The sequence below is a fragment of the Collinsella sp. BM28 genome, assembly GCF_054551995.1.
In genome coordinates this window covers 1,571,931-1,594,192 of sequence record NZ_JBTOLJ010000001.1, presented here as the reverse complement: position 1 = coordinate 1,594,192, position 22,262 = coordinate 1,571,931, and the positions used below count along the sequence as shown (strand labels likewise).

The following is a 22,262-nucleotide window of genomic DNA, read 5'->3' as shown; positions in this document are numbered from 1 at the left end:
GGGCAGACTCCGAAGCAAGTCGATACAAAACGGTAATTTTTAGCCAGTTTGCTGGCTTTTGCACTCGAGTGCGCCCGTTCGCTCTTTGCGAGCCAGCCCGCGGGTGCAATCCGCCGCCGTTTTCCGCCGGTTCGTCTCCGAACGCCGATGCGTGCCCTATACTCAGATTACTGTTGCGACTATTGCTGACATGTACGGTTCTACTGCTGCCTTTGCAAGGTAACTAGTGGCATGGCAGTGCGGTAAGCGACAGGACTCCCGCCGATGCGCATTCAAGGCAGATTCCACGCGAGAGAATGGATATCGACCTGTATCGATGTTTATCTGAGAAACACCGGGCGCGGTATGATGGATGCTCGTTTGGTTCACACGAGGGGCGTTATCTATGACACCAGGCCTGTTCATATCTGTTGAGGGCATTGACGGCTGCGGTAAGTCCACGCAAGCCGGCCTGTTAGCGCGTGCGCTTGAGCTCACGGGGCGCGATGTGTTGCGTCTGCGTGAACCCGGTGGCGTGGCTATCTCCGAAAAGATTCGCGCGATTCTGCTTGATCCAGCCAATACCGAGATGGGCGACGTTTGCGAGCTCCTGCTCTACGAGGCCGCACGCGCGCAGCTCGTGCATCAGGTGATCTGCCCTGCGCTCGCCGCCGGTCGTGTCGTGATGTGTGACCGTTTCTACGACTCCACCACAGCCTATCAGGCCTTTGCTGATGGGCTCGAGCGCGCGATGGTTGCCCAGGCAAACGAGCTGGCGGTCGATGGCTGTCATCCGGATCTCACGCTCGTGTTCGACCTTCCGGTTGAGGAGGCTCTGCGTCGCCGCTCGGGGCGAGATGGGGCAGAGGACCGTCTCGAGCTCAAGGGCCTTGAGTTCCAGCGTCGCGTTGCCGAGGGGTTTCGTGCCCTCGCCGAGGAGGAGCCCCGCCGCGTGAAGCTCGTCGATGCCACTCATTCCGTTGCGGGGGTGTTCGAGAACGTTGTGCGCGAGCTACGCGCAGCGGGCCTTGACGTTTCTGATGAACACGTCGCCGCGGCGCTAGCCGAGATGGATGGAGCGAACGAGAGCACCCTGTTGCCTTCCACGTCTACTGGGGAGGTCTGCTGGCAATGATCAAACAGCCTGTATCTACCGGGGAGGTCCGCTAGCCATGTCGGATCACCTCGCTCCCAACAGCCTCCTCGCCAAGCTCGATACGCAGCCGCGCGTGCGCGACTTCCTCGCGCGCGCCGTGGCCAGTGGTCGCGCGAGCCACGCCTATCTGTTCCTGGGCTCGCCCGGTTCGGGCAAGCTCGACGCCGCCTGGGCGTTGGCTCAGGCGCTCCTGTGCGCTGAGGAGGCCATTCCAGGTGCTTGCGCGGCTTGCGACGACTGCGTCCGCGTTGCTCGCCGCACCCACCCGGACGTGCACTACTACGCGCCCGAGTCCGCGACGGGCTACCTCATCGCCCAGACGCGCGACTTGCTCGAAGACGTCGCGCTTTCGCCCATCCGCGCCAAGCGTAAGGTCTACATCATCGATCGTGCCGAGCAGCTTCGCGCGAACACCGCGAACGCCCTGCTCAAAACGCTCGAGGAACCGCCGGAGAGCGTAACGTTCATCCTGTTGGGCACCAGCTCGGACGTCATGCTGCCCACCATCGTCTCGCGTTGCCAGTGCGTGCCGTTCCGCCCGCTGTCCACCGACGAGTCCACGACCGCAGTTGCGCGCGCCACGGGCCTGCCGCCTGCGCGCTGCCGCATGGCAGTGGCGGTTGCCGGCAGCCCTGCCCGTGCGGTGGAGTTCCTCAAGTCCGCCGATCGCCAAGCGGCCCGTCGTGCCATGGTCCGCGCGGTCGATGCGCTTGCCCACGCGGACGAGGCAGACATCCTCGCCTCGGCAAAGGAGCTCATGGGGGCCATTCACGCGCCTCTCGCGGAGGTCAAATCAACCCAGCAGGCCGTGCTCGAGCAAAACCAGGATTACCTTTCCCGTGGTGCTTTAAAGCAGCTGGAAGACCGCAACAAGCGCGAACTGAACGCCCGGGAGCGTTCGGGTATCATGGAAGCGCTGGCAAGCGTGCGCTCGCTGCTCCGTGACGTGCTTATACGGCTCGAAGACGCGCAGGACGCTCCCGTCAACGACGACGTTCGCGATGTGGTCGAGCGCATTGCCTCGGACACGACGACGACCGGGGTGACCCTCGCCCTCGACGCGGTTTCGTTGGCGGAGACGCGCATTGCCCGCAACGTAACTCCCCAGCTGGCCATCGAGGTCATGCTCTTCGATATCAGGAAGGCGCTCAAATGCCCGTAGTTGTTCCCGTCAAATTCGCGTTCGCCGCGCGCGAGTTGTGGTTCGATCCCCGTGGCCTCGACATCCTCGAGGGCGATCACGCCATCTGCACCACCGAGCGCGGTACAGAGATCGGCCTTGTCACGGCCGACCCCTTTGAGGTCGAGCCGGAGGAGCTCGCCGCACCGCTCAAGCCCGTGGTTCGTATCGCCACCGATGCCGACCTCGACCGCGCCGACGACCTTGCCGACGCCGGCGAGGACGCCATGTTCGACTTCCGTCGCCTGGTGGAGAAAAACGGTCTCGACATGAAGCCTGTGGGCGTCGAGTACCTGTTCGGCGGGGAGAAAGCCGTCTTCTACTTCGCTGCCGAGGACCGCGTGGATTTCCGCCAGTTGGTCAAGGACCTCTCCGCCCATTTCCACGTGCGCGTGGACATGCGCCAGATCGGCGTGCGTGATGAGACCCGCCTGCAGGGCGGGTATGCGACATGCGGTCAGGAGCTGTGCTGCACCCGCTTTGGCGGTCAGTTTGAGCCGGTTTCCATCCGCATGGCCAAGGAGCAGGACCTGCCGCTCAATTCCGCCAAGATCTCGGGCGTGTGCGGCCGCCTTATGTGCTGCCTGCGTTATGAGTTCGAGGCCTACAAGGACTTCAAGAGCCGCGCCCCTAAGAAGAAGACGCTTATCGACACCCCGCTGGGCAAGGCGCGCATCATGGAGTACAACACCCCGCGCGAGCAGCTGGTGCTGAGGCTCGAGAACGGCAAGGTCTTCCGTGTCGACCTCGCCGACATGTCCTGTACCGACGAGAACAAGGAGCGCTGCGAGAGCCAGGGCTGCGCGTGCCGCCCCGACTGCGTAACGCGTGACGTCCTCGAGCGTCTTGAGTCGCCTGAGCTCGCCCTCGCCCTCATGGAGCTCGATCGCCAAAATGGCATCGATGTCGGCGATGGCCTCGACCGCGCCGACCGCATCGTCGCTTCCGGTCCGACTCCGCGCCGCAAGCGCATGCGTGAGGAGGAGGCGGCAAAATTTGAGAGTGCGAGCTCCGGCAAGTCTGGTCGAGGCCGCAAGGGTGCTTCCAGCGCTGCGCCCGCCAAGGGCAAGGGCCAGGATCGCCCTGCTTCCGCCGATGAGGTCCCGCCGCGCCGTCGCCGTCGTCGCTCGTCCGCAGGCGAGGAGAGCGTTCAGGCCGCTCCCGCCGTGGACGCCTCCGTGTCTGCCGAGGGCTCTGCGGGCGGTCGGCGCCGCAGGCATCGCGCCAGCGATGAAGCAGGTGCCACGTCGCGTGCGGGCGGCGTCCGTTCCGCTTCGACGGCGGGGGAGGCCGCTGCGGATGTGACGCCTGGTCGCAGTCGTCGCCGCAAGCATGTGGCCTCGAACGACACTGCACCTCAGCGAAGCGAATCTGCAAACGAGGCCGGTTCGGGCGGACAGCGTCGCAAGCGCTCCCGCAAGCCCGAGATCCCCTCTGTTGCCGATCAGCTTGCCGAGGGCAACGTCAAGGTTCAGCGCCGTCGCCCGGGTGATGGGGGAGGTACAGAGGCGCAAAACCGTTCCGCCGGCTCTTCTGGCAACGCTGAGGATGCGCCCAAGAAGCGCCGCCGTCGCTCGCGTCGTAAGCCCAAGCAGGATGGGGCGGACGGCTCCGATTCTGCGGCACCGCGAACCGAATAGGTGTGTGCCTGCTCAACAGGCGCGCCCATTGGAACGACACGCCCTCCCTCGTCAACACGGGGGAGGGCTTTTTGATGCGTCGTGTCGGGATTGTGCAAGGTGGGGGCGAGCGTGTGGGTGGGCGCGTGACAGGGCTCTTGCGGGAGCTTGCCGAGCAAACGTTGGAGCTGCTCTCGCCCACGCGCTGCGCGAGTTGCGAGGCGCCCGGTGCCCTGGTGTGCGATGCCTGCCTGCGGGATATGGTGCGCATCAATCCGGCGCACGCCTGCACGCGATGCGGAGCTCCGTATGGGAGCCTGCTTTGTACGGAATGCCAAGGGGACGAGGTCGAGCTCGACCGGTGTCTTGCCGCCGTGGTGTTCGATGGGCCTCCCGCACGTATCGTCCGTGCGTACAAGGACGGGGGAGAACGGCGGCTATCCACCGAAATCGCGTGCATCATGCACCGTGCCGCGCGCGAGGCCGAGCTCACGGTGCCCGCACGGTACGGAGGGCTTCTTTCGCGGGTGGACGCGGTGACGTTCGTCCCCGTGACCTCATCGGCATACCGACGCCGCGGATTCGACCACATGGAGGCTATCGCCTGCGATTTTGCGGATGCGAGTTGCCTGCCGCTCATCGATGCCCTGGTGAAACACGGCTCACTCGACCAGCGAGAATTGGCGCGCGAAGAAAGACTTGCTCGCTCACGAGGGCAATACGAGGTGGTCGCTCCGGTTGGTGGTATGCGGGTCCTGCTGCTGGACGACGTCATTACCACGGGAGCCACCATGAACGCCGCCGCCCACGCGCTCAAATGCGCCGGAGCCGCGCGTGTAGACTGCCTTGCATTCGCCCGCGTGTGGTGATGTGTAAAAATGCACCTGTCCCCTTTTACACACCCCTTGCAACCTGCGGTATAATGCCGCGAAGTTCCTTCCAGGCTGTGGTTGCGGGAGCGCGCGAGCGAAAAACGCCGTGCGCTCCCTAGTCCAAGACAGACGCGGTCAAAGGGATCCACGTAAGCCGAAGCGTGCGCGCGGAGGCGATCATGGCGCGTCCTAGAGGTCAGTCGCACCGTCCGTCCTACTTGTTTTTGAGGCAATAGTGCCTCGCGGGCGAGCGGGCTAGTCGTGATGCCGCCGCGGCGGTTGAGCAAACGTCCCAGTGCGCAGGTGTGGGGTCAAAAACCAGGTCAGCTGGGGGAACATCGATGGAAAACGCCTGCGCGCGGATGCGTCAACGTACGCTCGCAGGCGAGGCAGGGATGTTGGGTTGAGTCGGGGGCGAAGATGGTGCGCAGCATGGTGCGGCGGAACTGGGCAAAGGGCGGCAGGTCGTGGAGCGTGTTGCTCGCGGCGGGAGCATGCGCGTGCGCGCTGACCCTCGGCTTGAGCGGCTGTGTGTTCACCACGCCGCCGCGCGCCGAGGTGAAGCGGGAGCGTGTTGAGCCCTCACTTACCTCGAGCGACTTAGTGAGCGAGGGGTATCTGACCGTTGCCATGGATACCACCGAGGCTCCCCAGGCGATGATCGAGACGGATGGAACGCCGTCGGGCTATTACGCCGACGTCGCTCGTGCGCTCGCCGAGCGCCTGGGCCTCGACCTCAAGGTCGTTTCCTCCGCCGATGCCCCGGGAACCCTTTCCGATGGCGAGGCCGATATCTTTCTCGGCGGCAAGTCGACCGACGATGACGAGGAGATCGTCATTGCCGGGAATCTGCTCGAGGATGGCTCGTCCCTGTTCGTGCACAATGAGGACGGCTCCCTTGAGTCGCCCGCGCTCGACGCAGACTCCCTTTCCGGCGCGGTGATTGCCGTCCAGGGGGATTCCGCCTCACAGGACGCGCTGGTGCGCGGCGGCGTAACCGCGACGTTCAAGACCTACTCAAATGTGAACGAGTGCTTTGAAGCCCTCGGTTCCGGTGAAGCGGAATACGTCGCCTGTGACGCGACTGCCGGCGCATATCTCGCCCGCGCCTATCCGGGAACCGTCTTTGTGGCGACACTGAGCTCGCTCGCTTCGTACGGGCTCATCCTGCCGGCAGACGGGGGCAACCTCGCCAGCGCCGTTGAGGACGCACTCGCCGCCATCGAGAGCGATGGCACGCTCGATGCTATATATCGTTCCTGGTACGGGTCTCTGCCTTTTGGCCTTTCAAACGAGCAACTCGCCGGACTCTCAGCTTCCACTGATGATGCCTCCGAGGACGAGGCGGTCGACTCTGGGGAGGATGGAGAGCTGGTGATCGAGGGCGACCTCAACGCACTCGACTAGCCGCAAGCGGACCCTCTCGGCGCGACAATTCGGCAATCGGTTCACATGCTCCAGTCAACGGGAGTGCGACGGACTCGCGTGTGGAAGTGCCAATCTTGGGTACAACAAGGACATGGTCCTATCCCCGGATAGATTGGAAACACGTATGGATATCAAGGTCTCCGGTCGCAAAACGACGGTAACCGATGCGCTGCGTGCCCATGTCGATGAGAAGATCGGCGAATCCCTCAAGGTGTTCGACATCGAGCCCATGACCGCCGACGTGGTCTTGCGCTACGAGAAGAACCCTTCAAATCCCAACCCCGCCATCGTCGAGGTCACCGTTCGCGCCCGTGGCTCCGTGATTCGCGCTGCCGAGCATGGTGCGGACATGTACGCCGCCATCGATTTGGCGGCAGACAAGGTCACTCGCCAACTGCGCAAGTTCAAGACGCGCGTGGTCGATAATCGCCAGCAGGGTCTGTCCGCTGCTGACGTTGCGCCCGTTGAGCCCGTTGCCGACCTGGCCGACCTGCTCATTCCCGAGGATGACGACGAGCAACTCGTCCGTGTCAAGGAGATCGAGCTCACCCCGATGACCGAGGAACAGGCACTCGTTCAGACCGATCTGCTTGGCCATGATTTCTATGTGTTTGAGAACAGCACGACGGGTTTGGTCAATGTGGTGTATCACCGTAAGAATGGTGGATACGGCATTATCAAGCCCAAACTTGAGGTAGAGGGCGAGTAAAATAGCATCCATTGCATGATTTGGATGGCGGTCATCCCATGTGGGTGGCCGCCACTTTGTTGCGAAAGGCATGCACATGGAAAAAGCTCCCGTCGCGATCGAACGTCCCGGCAAGTGCCGAATCGTCATCGATACGTGCGCTGACCTCTCGCCGGAGGTCGCTGCGACGCTCGACGTGGATATCTTGGGATTCCCCTACATCCTCGACGGTGAGGAATTCACCGATGATATCTGGACATCGATTACCCCCAAGGAGTTCTACGACAAGCTCCGCGCAGGTTCCAAGGCGTCGACATCCGCCGTTTCACTCGGCCGCTACATCGAGTTCTTCACGCAGTGCGCCGAGGAGGGGACGCCCACGGTGTACCTGTGCTTTACGAGCGCCCTGTCATCGAGCTACAACTCCGCGTGTCGGGCAGCCGAACAGGTGCGCGCGGAGCATCCCGATTTCGAGCTGTACGTCGTCGATAATGCTTTGCCGTGTTCGTGCGGCGAGCTGCTCGCCATGGAGGCTGTGCGCCAGCGTGCCGCGGGCTTGAACGCTCGCCAGCTCGCCGATTGGGCGGACGAAGCCAAGATATACGTCCACGGGTACTTTACGCTCGACGGGCTTGATGCCCTCGCTGCCGGTGGTCGCATTCCTCCTGCCGCCGCATCGCTCTCGTCCAAGCTGGATATCAAGCCCGAGCTATCCTTCGATCTTGCGGGCTCGCTATCGCTCATCGGCGTGAACCGCGGACGCAAGAAGGCGCTTAAGTCGCTTGTCAAATCGTTTAGGGAGAATTACGAGCTCGATCCCACGTTGCCCCTGACGATCGTATCGTCCGATGCCGAGAAGGACGCTGACTGGCTTGAGGCCGCCGTTCGTAAGGAGCCCGGTTGTGAGGACCTCACGATCTTGCGCGGATCGGTGGGGCCCACCATCGGTGCGCACGTTGGGCCGGGCATGGTGGCACTCGTCTTTTGGGGCAAGAACCGCGCCGAGAAGATATCGCTCACCGACCGTATTGCCAACCGCGTTCGCGGCGAGTAGCCCTCGCCACTATCCCCAAATGGCACACACAAAAACATTGTTGAAAGACAGCCCTGTGAAGGAGTCGAGATATGTCTAAGAAACTCAAGGTCGCGTTCATTGGTACCGGTATCATGGGCGCGCCCATTGCCGGCCACATCATGGATGCCGGCTATCCGCTCACCGTTTTCAACCGCACCAAGGCCAAGGCAGAAGGTCTCATTGCCAAGGGAGCCACATGGGCGGATTCCCCGGCCGAGGCGGCCAAGGATGCAGATGTCGTTTTCACCATGGTCGGCTTCCCCACCGATGTTGAGGAGATCTACCTCGCCGGCGACGGTCTGCTTGCGACCGCCAAGGACGGGGCGTACCTCATCGACCTCACCACGAGCGCGCCCGAACTCGCCCGCGATATCGCCGGGGCCGCCGAGGTCTGCGGCAAGCACGCCTTTGACTGCCCCGTGACGGGAGGGGAGGGCGGCGCGCTCGCCGGCACCCTCACGGCCATCGTCGGCGCAACCGAACGCGACATCGAGCCCGTTCGCGCGGTGCTTGAGACCTTCACCAGCAAGATTTTCTGCTTCGGCGGCGCGGGTAAGGGCCAGGCCGCAAAGCTCTCCAACCAGGTCGCACTTGCCAGCTCCATGGTGGGCATGGCCGACGCGCTGTCCTTCGCGCAGCAGAACGACCTCGACGTCGAACAGGTCCGCGAGATGATCTGCTCCGGTACCGGTAGCACCGGTGCCATGATGGCTCTTGCCCCCAAGGCGCTCGATGGTGACTACAAGCCCGGTTTCCTGGTGGAGCACTTCCTCAAGGATCTGGGCCTTGCCCTCTCGGTTGCCGAAGAGAAGGAACTCGCGCTTCCCGGCGCCGACACCGCCTTCACCCTCTACGATATGCTCGACGCGATCGGTGGCGGGCGCATGGGCACCCAGGCGATCACCCTGCTGTACCAGGAGGAGGCGGATGCCGTGGCCGCCGGTCTGGACTGGTCGCTCTACACGGCAGCCCACGAGCACGACGAGGGCTGTGATTGCGGCTGCGATCACGATCACGAGGGGCACGGCCACGAGTGCTGCTGCGGCGGCGAGGGTCACGGCCACGGTGAGGGCCACGAGTGCCAGTGCGGCCACGGCCACCACGAGGAGTAGGTGAAGATGCCGGCAGATTGGGCATTCGCCATCGTCAACGTATTGGTGTTCGGCTTTGCCGTCTACATCGGCTTCTTGCTCGGAGACGGCTGGGGCAAGCGCATCGTCACTGCCAAGGCCTACTGGCTCTGCAATCTCGGGATGCTCGTGGGCGTGGTGCTCTTGGTGACCCTCGTCGCGGTACCGCTTATCCAGGTGTGCGCCATGGGTGTGCTCGCGGGGGCAATCGCTGGGCTCAAGATGGGTTTTGGCGAGTCCGTCGGTCCCTGGAAGTGGCTTGATAACTTTATGGATGTCAACCGCCGTCATCGCAAGGTTGCCGAGAAGGGTAACGGCGAGGCGTATCGTCGCCGTCGCAAGACTGGCGAGGCGGGCCCCGACCTCATCTCGGTCGACAAGAAGGGGCCTTCCACCCGTGAATAAGCGCTCTGCGCTTTTGATAGTGTCGCGTTAGTTGGATAAGAAAGATACGAGGTATGCACATGGCAGAAGATTCCGTCGTCGAACTGACCCCCGAGGAGGCCGCGCGCCTTGCAAGCGTCGAGGGGAGCGCCGACGCCCTCTCCGCCCTCATTGAGGACCTGTCGAGCTCGAGCCGTCGTACGCGACAGCTTGCCGCCCGTGTGGTCAACCTGCTCGCCCAGCGCGACCCCGCACTCCTTGTGCCCTGCATTGAGCAGCTCATCGACGCGCTGTACCGCCCGGAGGCTCAGACCCGTTGGGAGATTCTCGACGCATTGACCCTGCTCGCCCCCGAGCACGCAAAGGAGTGCGGAGCCGCCTACGAGGGCGCCGAGTCGGCCCTGTTCGACGAGATCTCCGCTCCTCTACGCTTGTCCGCTTTCCGCTTCCTGACGGTGTGGGGCGCTACGGAGCGCCGTCGTTCCGAGAAGGTCTGGCCCATCATTGACGAGGCGATCCAGTGCTACCACGGTGACCTTGAGTACCGCGACATGCTCGCCCTGTTGTTCGCCTTTGCACACGGGCAAATCGCCGGCACCGTCGCCGCCGAGCTCGCCGGTCGCCTGCAGTTCGATGCCGAGAACGGCAAGGGGAGCTATCTGCGCGTGCGCTCGCGCGAGATATACGATGCGCTGGTTAAGCGCTTCAAGCTCGACAACCCGCAGAAAAAGGCCCGTGCCAAGAAGAGCGAAGCCGACGATGAGGACGAGGAGTAGACCATGGCCCACGATGTTGTGTTGATTCCCGGTGACGGTATCGGCCCCGAGATCACGAGCGCCATGCGCCGCGTGGTCGAGGCGACTGGCGTTCAGATCAATTGGAATGTGCAGAACGCCGGCGCCGGTGTGATGGATGAGTTTGGCACCCCGCTGCCCGAGCACGTCCTCGAGGCGGTGCGCGCCACCAAGGTCGCCATCAAGGGGCCCATCACCACTCCCGTGGGCACGGGTTTCCGCAGCGTCAACGTCGCCCTGCGCAAGGAGTTCGACCTGTACGCCTGTGTGCGCCCCTGCCTGTCGCAGCCCGGCGACGGCTCGCGCTACCGCGACGTCGACCTTGTTATCGTACGTGAGAACACCGAGGACCTCTATGCGGGCATCGAGTTTGACGAGGGTGCTCTCGAGGTGCAGAAGCTGAGCGAGCTCGTAGAGGCCTCCGGTCAGAAGACGTTCGCTCCCGATTCCGCCATCTCCATCAAGCCGATCTCCATCGCGCGCTGCAAGCGCATCGTGGAATACGCCTTCGAATACGCCCGTCGCTGTGGCCGCAAGAAGGTCACGTGCGTGCACAAGGCCAACATCATGAAGGCGACCGACGGCCTGTACCTGCGCATCGCGCGCGAGGTGGCCGAGCGCTACCCCGATATCGAGTTCAACGACAAGATCGTCGACGCGACGTGCATGGGCCTCGTCCAGGAGCCGCACGATTTCGGCGTGCTCGTGTGCCTCAACCTCTACGGTGACATCGTGAGCGACCTGTGCGCCGGCCTGGTGGGTGGCCTCGGCATGGCCCCGGGTGCCAATATCGGCACCGAGGCTGCCATCTTTGAGCCCACGCATGGCAGCGCACCCGATATCGCCGGCAAGGATATCGCCAACCCCACGGCTGAGATTCTCTCCGCCGCGATGATGCTCGATCATCTGGGAGAGGGCGAGGCCGCCGAGAAGATCCGCGCCGCCGTTCGCGCCACGCTTGCCGAGGGCACGCAGGTTACGGGTGACGTGCAGCGCGCGCTCACCGGCAGCACCGAGGGAGCCGTGGGGACGCAGGTATACGCCGACGCCGTCATTTCGCATATTTCGTAATACATCGCATCGATAGAAGGGAGCGGACCGCATGGGTCTGGTTATGAAGAAGGACGATTCCGAAGATAACGAGTACATTGACGGCATCGAGGTCATTGGTCAGGGCGAGGGGCCGAAGCCGGAGGCGGATGGTCCGTTCGTGGAGCTGCACAACGGTCCGACTGCAGAGGACATCTCGGGCAAGACCGCGGCGGCGGAGGCCGAGCGCGAGCTCGAAGCCGACCCCGAGCTGCTCGATGCCGCCGATGAGGATGCGGACGTTGAGCTCGATGCGGATTCCGACGGCGTCTCCACGACGAATGGATCTGCGGGCGGTCCGGGTAAGCGTCATAAGCTCTATATCGCCCTAGCCGTTATTGCCGTGGTCGCCGCCGCCATCGTGGGCTATGTGATTGGCTCGGGTGGATTCGGGCAGAAGGGGACGGGTTCCGCCACGCTCACCGAAGACCAGCTCGACACCACCGTCGCCGCCTGGACCATCGACGGCAGCACCCACAAGGTCTCTGCCCGCGAGGCCATCGAGAGCCAGTACAGCCTCGATAGCGTCAAGGGCGATGACGACGCCTACCCTGCGCCTTCTGCCGAGGTCATCCTCTCCTATGCCCGCAACCAGGTGCTCCTTGCGGCAGCTGAGAAGCAGGGCCTGACCATCGACGACTCCGAGCTCGCCGCGGCTGCCGAGCAGTCCCTGGGCACCTCCGATTTCGAGACGATTGCGAGCCAGTATCAGGTCACGGAGGAGCAGGCCCAGGACATCGTTCGTCAGCAGGCGACCATTCAAAAGCTCTACGGCACCATCGTGAAGAATGCTCCCACCGCTCCAACTGCTCCCGAGGAGCCGGCGGACGGCGATAGCACGACGGCGACCGCTGACTACGCCGCCTATATCCTCGACCTCGCGGGAGATGAATGGGATGAGGAGGCTGGCACCTGGGCCGACTCCGACGGTACGTACGCCACGGCGTTCAGCGGGGACGACTTTGACGGTCAGACTGCCACCTATGAGCAGGCGCAGAAGGCCTACGCCGCCGCGTATCAGGATTACGCGACTGAGGCCTCTAGCGCCAACCAGGATTGGACCGCGTACGTAAATGGCCTGTTTGCCAAGGCGAATATCACGCTCTATGGTCTGTTCGCTTAGATGTAGGGCCTTTATATGACCGCCCGGATGCCCGGCGCGCCGCTCACGGGTTTGCCCGAGGCGGTCGCCGGGCATCTTGCTATGCTGGGCATATGGTTCCCAAGGTAAGCGCGCGGTTGCAAGATCGCGGTTCCGGCCATGCATTCATGGTCTCCGCGTCTTCATCGGGCAAGAAGAAAGGACGACGCATGAGCGAGACGTTTGAGAAGATGGCGGCACATTGCAAGCCCACTATGGAGCATCCCGTGGCGATTGTGCTGGGCAGCGGCCTTGGCTCTTTGGGCGAGCGGGTGCGCGTTGTGCGTCATATCCCGTACAGCGACATCGACGGATTTCCCGCCGAGGCGATTCCCGTTGAGGGCCATCGTTTCACGGTGCTCGTGGGTGAGCTCGATGGCGTTCCGGTGGTCGTGTATCCCGGTCGTGTCCATATGTATCAAGGGTACGATGCCCTTCAGGTGACGTCCCTGGTTCGTCATGCCCATAAACTGGGATGCCGCAGCATTGTCTTGAGCTGTGCTTCGGGCGCGGTTGGCGACATCGCGCCGGGAACGGTCGGCATTATCAGCGACCAGCTGAACCTCACGGGGCGCAATCCACTTGCAACGCCCGCTGGCGTGGCGGCAGCCGGACTCGATAGCCCCTTCGTTTCCATGGCGGGCGCGTATTCTTCGTATCTCTCCGGCTTGGCGCGCGAGGCGGCGGCGGAGCTGGGAATGGAGCTCGCGGAAGGTACGTATGCCGGCTTGCTGGGTCCCAACTATGAGACGCCGGCAGAGATCCGTATGCTGGGTGCGCTCGGTGCCGATTACGTGGGTATGTCCACGGTGTGCGAGACGATTATGGCACGTGCGCTGGGCATGGAGGTGCTCGGCATCACGCTCGTGACCAATAAAGCGGGTTGTCCGGGTGGTGGGCATGCCGAAGTGCTCGAGGCGGCGGATGCCGCCGCTGATGCCATGCAGGCACTCGCCCTCGGTGTGCTCGCACGCATGTAGCGTTTCCCCGGGTCGCGGTGCGGTTTGCCTCCAGTGTGTGTCCTAGGCTTTGGGCCTGCTTGCCACTGATGCGGGTCGGCTGGTCTCGACACTTCCTGCGCCGTATTCGCGACTTGCAATGCAATGGCAGATTTTTCTAGGAAGCGGCACTAGGGGCTTGCGTCGCCGACGGTTTCCACGTACTATAAACAACCGTCGGTATGGTCATGCCGTATCGCGCATGGAACCGCCAGCGTAGCTCAGTTGGCAGAGCACCGCTCTCGTAAAGCGGGGGTCACCGGTTCGAGCCCGGTCGCTGGCTCCATCGAAATTAGCAGGTCAGATGCTTCGTGCATCTGACCTGATTTTGTATGCGTACAAGTCATCGGTGCTGGGCGAAATGCTAAAGCGCGTTTTCGGATTGATTCTGTGGTTGATGATGAAAAAATCCCTTGAAGTAAATTGCTATATCTGCTGCAACAATAAGTGTGCGGTGAGATGGCTGTAAAACCACAGGTGGCGGAAGAGCGTAGAAGACGGAAAGATGCATCAAAAGTTATGACATTTTACTTCAAGGGATTCATTCAGCATCAGGTCTCACGAACACCATCGAGCCTGCCTCTCGTAACTATGTCTTGTGCTTTTGCGGCGCAGGTTCAACAATCTTGCCTAGATGGCAACGCCTTTTGAGGGGAGCATGTGATGGGGTTTGGGCACGTCGACTACATCGTTACGTCCAAGCGGGTCTTTACGAGCGCGGTGGGTGATGACGCGGCTCGCCCCCTGGCGTTTGCCGTTGTGGGCGATCGCATCGAGTTCATGGGAACGCCCGCAGATGTCATCGCCGCCTGCGCGCCGGGCACGCCGGTGCTCGACTTCGGCGATGCCTTCATCTGCCCCGGATTCCACGACGCCCACCTGCACTTCTTCCACACGGCACTTGGAGCACCCCCGTACTTGCTCATGCACATGGGCGAAAGCGAGGCTGAACTCGTGGCGCGCACCGTCGAGTTCGCCGCTGGGCTGCCCAATCACGCCTGGGTGGTCACGCAGGGCTGGCGCGATTACCGTTGGGACCCGCCCGTACCGCCCACCAAGCGCTCGCTCGACGAGGCGTTTCCCACCCGCCCGTGCGTTATGTACTCGGGTGATGGCCATACGCTGTGGATGAACACCTGCGCCCTCGAGGCCCTCGGCGTGACCCGCGATTCCGTGCCCCCTCAGGGAGGCAGCTACGACCGCGACGAGAACGGCGAGCTCACGGGCATCATCCGCGAGGCAGCTGCGATGGAACTACTTCCTCGGTGCCTCGAATGGCTCACCGAGGAGGACATCGCCTCCGCTTACGAGGCTCAGATGCACCGCATGGCGGAGCAGGGAATCACCTCGATCTGCGATATGGCGCTCATGCCGCACCCCGGCTGCGACTTCATTCGCGACGATGTATACGAGAAGCTCTCGCGCGAGGGCAAGCTCACTCTGCGCGTGCACATGTACCCCACGCTACTGGACGACCAGTCGCGTCTGGAAGACCTGCAGGATCGTTATGCGGGCGACGAGTTCCCGCTGCTGCGTGCTCCGGGTTTCAAGCAGTTTTTCGACGGCGTGAGCAGCCAGCATACCGCGTGGCTGACCGAACCGTACGCGAACGCACGGTTCGAGGGAGACTGCGGGCGCCCCACGGTGCCGGCGGACCGTATGCGCGAACTGGTGCTCGCAGCTGCCGAGCGCGGTCATTCCGTTCGCATCCACACCATCGGCGACCGCGCCATCCACGAGGCACTCGACATCTTTGAGGAGGCGCTGGCTTGGTACGGTGCTCCCATGCAGGGCCGCAACACCCTTGAGCACCTAGAGAACCTCCTGCCCGAGGACATCGACCGCCTGGCAGATCTTGGCGTGCTGGCAAGCTCGCAACCTGGGCACATCACCCTCGACCCGGGTGGCCCCGAGCGCGACCTCGGCCCCGAACGCAGCCGCATCATGTGGCCATTCGCGACGTACACAGTGCGTGGCGTTGAGCAAGCTTTTGGCACCGATTCACCCATCACGGCCGTGACCAGCATGGATGTGCTCTATTGTGCCGTTACGCGTCAGGATCCGTTTACCCATGAACCTTCGGGCGGATGGCTGCCGAGCGAGCGCATCAGTGCCGCAGACGCGCTGCGCATCTACACTGCAGGCAGCGCCGCGGCGGTGGGCCGCGAGCACGAGCTCGGACAAATTGCGCCCGGCTACCTGGCTGACTTCGTGGTGCTGGACCGCGACATCACCGTGTGCGACCCGGAGGAGATCCAATCTGCGCAGGTGCTTGTCACCTACGTGGGTGGTCAACGGGTCTACGAGCGGTAGCGGTTGCCGAGGTGTTCTGCATGGATTGTCCATGCTCATGAACGGTTAGCTAGCGGTGGGTAACTGGGGTTCATCGGCAAGATGCACGCCTTTGCGGACATCCACGTCCCGTTTCCGGACATTTGCGGACAATGTCCGGAAACGGGGTCAAAATGTCCTAAAACGCCTCCAGACGTCCGGAAAGCATTTGATGCTCGATCGCGTCTTTGCGATACCCAATGAGCGCTCAGGAAATCTAAGTGCCGGTTTATAAGATTTTTTGAAGTCGTGTTGTATAACTTCTGGAAGCTGGGTACTATTCATCGCGTACATAAACCGCATGGGCCTTGGCGTGGAGCCGGGGTGCCAGCAAAGGAGGAGACGAACATGTCTTTGAAGCCGCTTGCAGATCGCGTTCTGATCAAGCCCGACGCTGCTGAGCAGAAGACCGCTTCTGGTCTGTACATCGCCAGCAACGCCCAGGAGAAGCCGCAGCGCGGCACCGTCGTCGCCGTGGGCGCCGGCAAGCTCAACGACAAGGGCGAGCGCCTGCCGCTCGACGTTCACGAGGGCGATGTTGTCATCTACGGCAAGTTCGGTGGCAACGAGATCAAGGTCGACGGTGAGGACTACCTCCTCATGCGCGCCGACGACATCTACGCCGTCGTCGAGTAGCATCTCCGGACCTCAATTTAGTGCCTGTCCCTAAATTGAGGCGTGGTACTCGTTCTCGCCGCTGCGGTGCGCGACTCAGCCGCAGACGGCATGCAACTTCACTCATTTGGAGGATTGAACAATGGCAAAGAACATTACGTTCGACACCGACGCTCGCGCCAAGCTCGCCAAGGGCGTCAACACCCTGGCAGACGCCGTGACCGTTACCATGGGCCCCAAGGGCCGCTATGTGGCACTGCAGCGCTCCTTCGGCGCTCCCACCATCACCAACGACGGCGTCTCCGTCGCCAAGGAGATCGAGCTCGAGGATAACATCGAGAACATGGGCGCTCAGCTGGTGAAGGAGGTTGCCACCAAGACCAACGACACCGTGGGTGACGGCACCACCACCGCCACGCTGCTGGCCCAGGCCATCGTCAACGACGGCCTCAAGAACGTCGCAGCCGGCGCCAACCCGCTCGCCATCCGTCGTGGTATCGACAAGGCTGTCAACGCCGCCGTCGCCGAGATGAAGGCCCTCGCCAAGCCGGTCGAGACCAAGGAGCAGATCGCGTCCGTCGGCACCATCTCCGCCGGCGACCCCGAGGTCGGCGCCAAGATTGCCGACGCCATGGATGTCGTGGGCAAGGACGGCGTCATCACCGTCGAGGACTCCCAGACCTTCGATATCACCATCGACACCGTCGAGGGCATGCAGTTCGATAAGGGCTACGTCTCCGCGTACTTCGTCACGGACAACGACCGCATGGAGGCCGTGATGAAGGATCCTTACATCCTCATCACCGACCAGAAGATCTCCAACGTGCAGGACATCATGCCTGTGCTCGAGGCCGTCTCCCGCGCCGGCAAGGGTCTGCTCATCATTGCCGAGGACATCGACGGCGAGGCTCTGCCCACGCTCGTCCTGAACAAGATCCGCGGCGCTCTCAACGTCTGCGCCGTGAAGGCTCCTGGTTACGGTGACCGTCGCAAGCGCATGCTCGAGGACATCGCCGTCCTTACCGGTGGCCAGGCTGCCCTTGACGAGCTCGGCATCAAGGTCGCCGACATCACCGCCGACATGCTCGGTACCGCCAAGAGCGTGACCATCACCAAGGACAACACCACCATCGTCGACGGTGCCGGCTCCAAGGACGCCATCGCCGATCGCGTTGCCGCCATCAAGGGCGAGATGGAGCACACCGACTCCGAGTTCGACCGTGAGAAGCTCCAGGAGCGCCTTGCCAAGCTCTCCGGCGGCGTTGCCGTCATCAAGGTCGGTGCCGCTACCGAGACCGAGCTCAAGGAGATCAAGCACCGCGTCGAGGACGCCCTGCAGGCTACCCGCGCGGCCGTTGAGGAGGGCATCGTCGCTGGCGGCGGTGTCGCCTTCATGGACGCCCTGCCCGCGCTTGAGGGTCTCGAGGTCTCCGACCCCGAGGAGCAGATCGGTATCGACATCATCAAGAAGGCGCTGACCGCTCCCGTGGCCACCATTGCCAAGAACGCCGGTTACGAGGGCGCCGTCATCGTGGACAAGGTTTCCGAGCTCCCCGCGGGCGAGGGCCTGAACTCCGCCAACGGCGAGTGGGGCAACATGATCGACATGGGCGTGCTCGACCCGGTCAAGGTCACCCGCACCACCCTGCAGAACGCCGCCTCCGTGGCGAGCCTCATCCTCATCACCGAGGCCACCGTCACCGACGTGCCGAAGAACACCCAGCTCGAGGATGCCATCGCGGCTGCTACCGCGGGTGCCCAGGGCGGTGGCATGTACTAAGCCGTAAGGCCTAAACTCCCACCGGAATCCCCCGGCGGTTCCACGCGAACGTCCTCGGCCTGCGGCCTGCGGAATGTTCGCTTAGGAATCCGCCGGGGGATTCCTGCGTTTTCGGCCTTGCATGGGCTGTGGTGGGGGAGGGGCGCTTTAGGGTCTATGCGTTCTGCCCTACATCTTGCGCATCGTTGCTCGAGAACGGGGCGGCTTCGTCATGTTCGTCGGCATTTTAAACGGGATCGTCTTGTCCAGTATACTCGACAGAATGGTAGGCGAACGATTCACGAGATGCCCTCCTCTTGACATGGAGAGGGGGTTCTATGTGTTTGAAGATGTTCGATTGGTTTGAACAATCTAATGTCGCGCATCTATCTCTTGTTGCGCATTCCCCATGTGCTGCCTTGATTTAAAACACCATTAATTCCAACACAATAAACTCCCTCCATTTCAACCTACCGTTGCGATGGAATTACCGACCGTTAATCGAAATGCGGACATAATGTTCGAAAATGTTCGTTACATTGGGCCGGATATGCTGGGCTGCGCATGCAGCAAGGTTGATGGGAGACAGATGGGAAGAAGGCAGAGCTTCGAGATGGCGGGGCGTCCGTTATTTCGCAACGTCTTGAGGCGCCCGCGTCATGTGATCGCCTACGCGCTCGCGGGCGCGGCTGTCACGGCGACGTGCGTGTTTGCGGCTCCTCCGGCGATCGCCGACCAAACGGTGGCGCCTCAGACCGCCCAAGGTTACTGGTCGTTTGAAAAGAAGGGCGAGGACGGCACCTACGTCAACGAGGGCACCAAGAAGGACCTCAAGCTGACGGTAAGCGGCGAGGGCGCAAAGGTCGAGGCGAGCGATATGACCGCGCTCGGCAATTCGCTCAACTTGGCCGATAAGAGCAAGGATTTTGACGTCAAGGTTGCCCAGGCGGTCGACTCGCAAAAGGTGTACAGCATCTCCATGTGGCTGAAGTCGGAGGACAGCGCGCCTGGCGCCAAGACCGCCATTCTCCAGTTTACAGGCGAGGGGCGCACGCTTCTGTACCAGCGTGCCGATGGTGAGTTCGTTTCCTTTGTTGGCAAGGTAGACAGCAGCTTGGGTTCGGATCCCAAGCGCGGAAGTTGGGAGCATCTCGTTCTCACCAAGACGGGCGATCCCAAGAATGTCACGCTCTATGTGAACGGCGAGAAGAACGGTTCCGGTACGTGGACCGAGACGTTGCCCGCTGGCATGATGGACCTTCTCATCGGCGAGCACAAGAACCCCAACGATATGTCCCGCTTCCAAGGGAAAATCGACGAGCTGTGCGTCTTCGATAGCGCCCTGACCGAGCAGCAGGTCAAACAGCTCTATGCCTCGTACGGCGACATCACCATCGCCGACGAGCTCGCGCGCGATGTCGAAGCTGCGCAAAAGCTTTACGACGACGCCTCTACCAAGGACGCTGCCGAGTACCAGTCTCTCAAGGTCGCTATCGACAAGGCGAATGCTGCCATAGAGGGCAAGGACGTCGAGGCCATGAAGGCTGCCAAGGCCGAGCTGGCCGCTTCGGTCGCCGCCGTGCGCGCGCTGGGCGCGACGATCACCGTTGACCCGTCCGTCGTGGGCCGCGCCATCGACGATTCGCTCTTTGGCATCAACCACCGGTATTCCAACTACGGCTATGGCACCGTGAACGCGGACGGCACCGTTAAGGACGACTTCGCCGCGCTCTACAAGCAGGCGGGCTTTGGCTCCCTGCGCTACCCGGGCGGCACGATCTCCAATAACTACGTGTGGACCGAGTCCATTGGCGACCTCGATCCCATCACCAAAGAGATTGAGCGCACCCCGCAGATCCACGGCTTCTATAACAACCAGGGCCAGGCGGGCTTTATACCTGCGTTCGGCCTGCTCGAGGTCGCAGAGTTCGCGGAGCAGATGAACTCCGAGATCATCATGGTCTACGGCATCGGCCGCGGTGACGCGCTCGACGCCGCCGACATGGTCGAGTTCCTGAACGCCGAGCAGGGTACCAACCCCAATGGTGGTGTTGCTTGGGCCGATAAGCGCGCTGAGCTCGGCCATCCCGAACCCTTCGGCATCCGTTATTTCGAGATCGGCAATGAGAACAACCAGGGCGGCGATGACGGCACTGCCTCGCAGCAGTATTGGATGCCCAACGTCAACGGTGGTGCCCTTGAGGGCTATGTGGACGGTGGCACCGCGACCTTCAACAAGCAGTACGCCGTCATTCGTGGCGATTGGAACGTCGCCAAGTCTTACTCCACGGGTGAGAAGAACCAGGAATTCGCCTGCCGCTACGCGCTTATCCCGCGCACCGATGAGAGCGGCAAGGCTCGTGACGCGGTCGTGAAGGACTCCGTCAAGGTTTACGTGGACGATGAGCTTTGGAGCCCCGTCGACAACATCAAGTCCGCCAAGCCAGGCGACAAGGTTTACCAGCTCGACATGACCACCGGCTTCTTCACCTTCGGCGATGGCGAGCATGGCGCGATTCCCGGGAAGGGCAAGCAGATCAAGGTCGACTATCAGGTTGCCCGCGATGGCTTCATCGATATCTCCCAAGCCATGCGCAGCACCATGGATCAGATCAACAAAGATGCCGGAACCCAGGACGAGATCGAGATCTACACCTCGTGGGAGGCCGACAATTTCGTCGACAAGATGCACGAGAAGAACGCCGACGCCCTCTACGACGGCATGGCCGTGCATCCCTACACCAACAAGGTGGGAAATCCCGCCAACAACGACAACACTCCCACGGTTGAGAACAAGACGCAGTGGTACCTCGACGTCATGCGCTTGGGTGACGGTGTTGCCAACAACGTGCAGAAGCATGTCGACTACATGCGCCGTGTGACGGGCGACAACACCAAGGTGCCGGTCATTTCGGAGTACGGCATCTTCCGCTCGACCAATACCATGGTCCGTTCGCAGACGCATGCACTCTACATCGCCCGTGCCATCATGGAGTATGCCGAGCAGGGGAGCCCCTACATTCAAAAGCACTGCCTGGTGGACTACTATTCCAGCGGCGCCGACTCGCTTGGCCCCACCCAGCAAGCCGTTATCCAGGCCGTTGCCCAGGGCAACCTGGACAACCAGAAGGACGGAACCGGCGAGTTCAAGTTCTTCTCCACGCCGAGCGCGCACATCTTCCAGATGCTGAATGGCAGCTTTGGCTCCAAGATGGTGGGCACGTCGCTTTCGAACGAAGGAACGCTCTCCAACGGTGTATCCCAGCATTCCGTCATGGCCTCGACCGACGAGAACGGCACCGTCTACATTGCCATTGTCAACCTGGGCCTGAACGACGTTGAAACGGCCGGTGCCGATGCCGCGCTGTCGCAGAAGGTCACGCTCGCCGTGAACGGCATGGATCTCACGGGCAAGACGCTCAAGATCAAGACGCTCGCCGGTGACAGCTTCTACCAGGAGAACGACCTCGCCAACCCTGAGAACCTGGCGATTGAGGAGCGCACCGAGGAGGCAACGGGTGCCACGTATGAGCTTGAGCTCGCCCCGCACTCCTTCACGATCGTGGCCATTGGTGATGGCTCCGAGGAGCCGCCGGTGGATCCCGATCCGGAGCCCGAGCCCGAACCGACGGTCTACACGATCAAGCTTATGCTCGATGGCGAGCCGTACAAGACCATTGATGTGGTGGACGGCAAGCTCTCCGAGGAGCTTCCCGTGCTCACTCGCGAGGGATGGGTTTTTGAGGGCTGGTTCTATGAGGACGGCACCGCGTTCGATTCCAGCAGGCCGATTGAGGGCGATCTGGTGCTGAGTGCCAAGTGGACCAAGGCATCGACGCCGGACGAACCGTCCGAGAAGCCGACCGACCCCAAACCCACGCCAAAGCCCGAGCAGAAGCCCCAGGGAGGCCTGCCCCAAACGGGCGATGCCTCGACGCTGATGGTTGCAGGTGGCGTGGCTGTCGGTGTCGCAACGACAATAGCCGGCGCACGTGCTCGCAAGCGTCGCGTTTAGTCAAAAAGG

At 62.4% G+C, this 22,262-nt stretch carries 17 protein-coding genes and 1 tRNA gene; all 18 read left to right on the top strand.

Going from position 1 to position 22,262, the window contains the following annotated elements; genetic code table 11:
• Positions 1 to 385: 385 nt before the first annotated feature.
• The gene (gene tmk / locus ACX9NZ_RS07000) at positions 386 to 1,114 is read left to right on the top strand and encodes a dTMP kinase (RefSeq protein WP_304291436.1); all 729 of its coding nucleotides are present in this window, start codon (positions 386 to 388) and stop codon (positions 1,112 to 1,114) included.
• A 37-nt stretch (positions 1,115 to 1,151) separates the two neighbouring features.
• Entirely contained in the window at positions 1,152 to 2,297 is a 1,146-nt protein-coding gene (locus tag ACX9NZ_RS06995) for a DNA polymerase III subunit (RefSeq protein ID WP_118652609.1), read from the top strand.
• A complete protein-coding gene (locus ACX9NZ_RS06990; RefSeq protein ID WP_294122024.1) occupies positions 2,288 to 3,955 on the top strand; it encodes a regulatory iron-sulfur-containing complex subunit RicT in 1,668 nt (555 codons plus the stop codon). Before ACX9NZ_RS06995 ends, ACX9NZ_RS06990 begins: the two co-directional genes overlap by 10 nt.
• A gap of 74 nt (positions 3,956 to 4,029) precedes the next feature.
• Positions 4,030 to 4,803 carry a ComF family protein gene (locus ACX9NZ_RS06985; RefSeq protein WP_118652613.1) on the top strand — a complete coding sequence of 258 codons (774 nt, stop codon included), beginning with the start codon at positions 4,030 to 4,032 and terminating at the stop codon, positions 4,801 to 4,803.
• Positions 4,804 to 5,238: 435 nt separating this feature from the next.
• Positions 5,239 to 6,213: a substrate-binding periplasmic protein gene (locus tag ACX9NZ_RS06980; protein WP_294122022.1), complete on the top strand. Its 975-nt coding sequence runs from the start codon at positions 5,239 to 5,241 to the stop codon at positions 6,211 to 6,213.
• A gap of 145 nt (positions 6,214 to 6,358) precedes the next feature.
• A complete protein-coding gene (gene hpf, locus ACX9NZ_RS06975) occupies positions 6,359 to 6,943 on the top strand; it encodes a ribosome hibernation-promoting factor, HPF/YfiA family (RefSeq protein WP_407496271.1) in 585 nt (194 codons plus the stop codon).
• 76 nt (positions 6,944 to 7,019) lie between these two features.
• A complete protein-coding gene (locus ACX9NZ_RS06970) occupies positions 7,020 to 7,976 on the top strand; it encodes a DegV family protein (protein WP_407496272.1) in 957 nt (318 codons plus the stop codon).
• A 71-nt stretch (positions 7,977 to 8,047) separates the two neighbouring features.
• A complete protein-coding gene (locus ACX9NZ_RS06965) occupies positions 8,048 to 9,109 on the top strand; it encodes an NAD(P)-dependent oxidoreductase (RefSeq protein ID WP_294122021.1) in 1,062 nt (353 codons plus the stop codon).
• Positions 9,110 to 9,115: 6 nt separating this feature from the next.
• A complete protein-coding gene (locus tag ACX9NZ_RS06960; protein ID WP_294122020.1) occupies positions 9,116 to 9,532 on the top strand; it encodes a hypothetical protein in 417 nt (138 codons plus the stop codon).
• A 59-nt stretch (positions 9,533 to 9,591) separates the two neighbouring features.
• The gene (locus tag ACX9NZ_RS06955; RefSeq protein WP_407496273.1) at positions 9,592 to 10,287 is read left to right on the top strand and encodes a hypothetical protein; all 696 of its coding nucleotides are present in this window, start codon (positions 9,592 to 9,594) and stop codon (positions 10,285 to 10,287) included.
• Positions 10,288 to 10,290: 3 nt separating this feature from the next.
• Entirely contained in the window at positions 10,291 to 11,376 is a 1,086-nt protein-coding gene (locus ACX9NZ_RS06950) for an isocitrate/isopropylmalate dehydrogenase family protein (protein ID WP_407496274.1), read from the top strand.
• Between the two features lie 31 nt (positions 11,377 to 11,407).
• Entirely contained in the window at positions 11,408 to 12,517 is a 1,110-nt protein-coding gene (locus ACX9NZ_RS06945; protein ID WP_317440391.1) for a hypothetical protein, read from the top strand.
• 188 nt (positions 12,518 to 12,705) lie between these two features.
• Positions 12,706 to 13,515 (top strand): purine-nucleoside phosphorylase, encoded by an 810-nt coding sequence (locus ACX9NZ_RS06940; RefSeq protein ID WP_294159649.1) that lies wholly within the window; start codon positions 12,706 to 12,708, stop codon positions 13,513 to 13,515.
• A gap of 228 nt (positions 13,516 to 13,743) precedes the next feature.
• A tRNA-Thr gene (locus tag ACX9NZ_RS06935) sits at positions 13,744 to 13,819 on the top strand.
• Positions 13,820 to 14,196: 377 nt separating this feature from the next.
• On the top strand, positions 14,197 to 15,846 hold the full coding sequence (locus tag ACX9NZ_RS06930; protein ID WP_407496276.1) for an amidohydrolase: 1,650 nt from the start codon (positions 14,197 to 14,199) through the stop codon (positions 15,844 to 15,846).
• A 366-nt stretch (positions 15,847 to 16,212) separates the two neighbouring features.
• Entirely contained in the window at positions 16,213 to 16,500 is a 288-nt protein-coding gene (groES, locus tag ACX9NZ_RS06925; protein ID WP_118652629.1) for a co-chaperone GroES, read from the top strand.
• 121 nt (positions 16,501 to 16,621) lie between these two features.
• The gene (gene groL, locus ACX9NZ_RS06920) at positions 16,622 to 18,259 is read left to right on the top strand and encodes a chaperonin GroEL (protein WP_294160277.1); all 1,638 of its coding nucleotides are present in this window, start codon (positions 16,622 to 16,624) and stop codon (positions 18,257 to 18,259) included.
• 568 nt (positions 18,260 to 18,827) lie between these two features.
• On the top strand, positions 18,828 to 22,253 hold the full coding sequence (locus ACX9NZ_RS06915; protein WP_407496277.1) for a LamG-like jellyroll fold domain-containing protein: 3,426 nt from the start codon (positions 18,828 to 18,830) through the stop codon (positions 22,251 to 22,253).
• Positions 22,254 to 22,262: the final 9 nt, after the last annotated feature.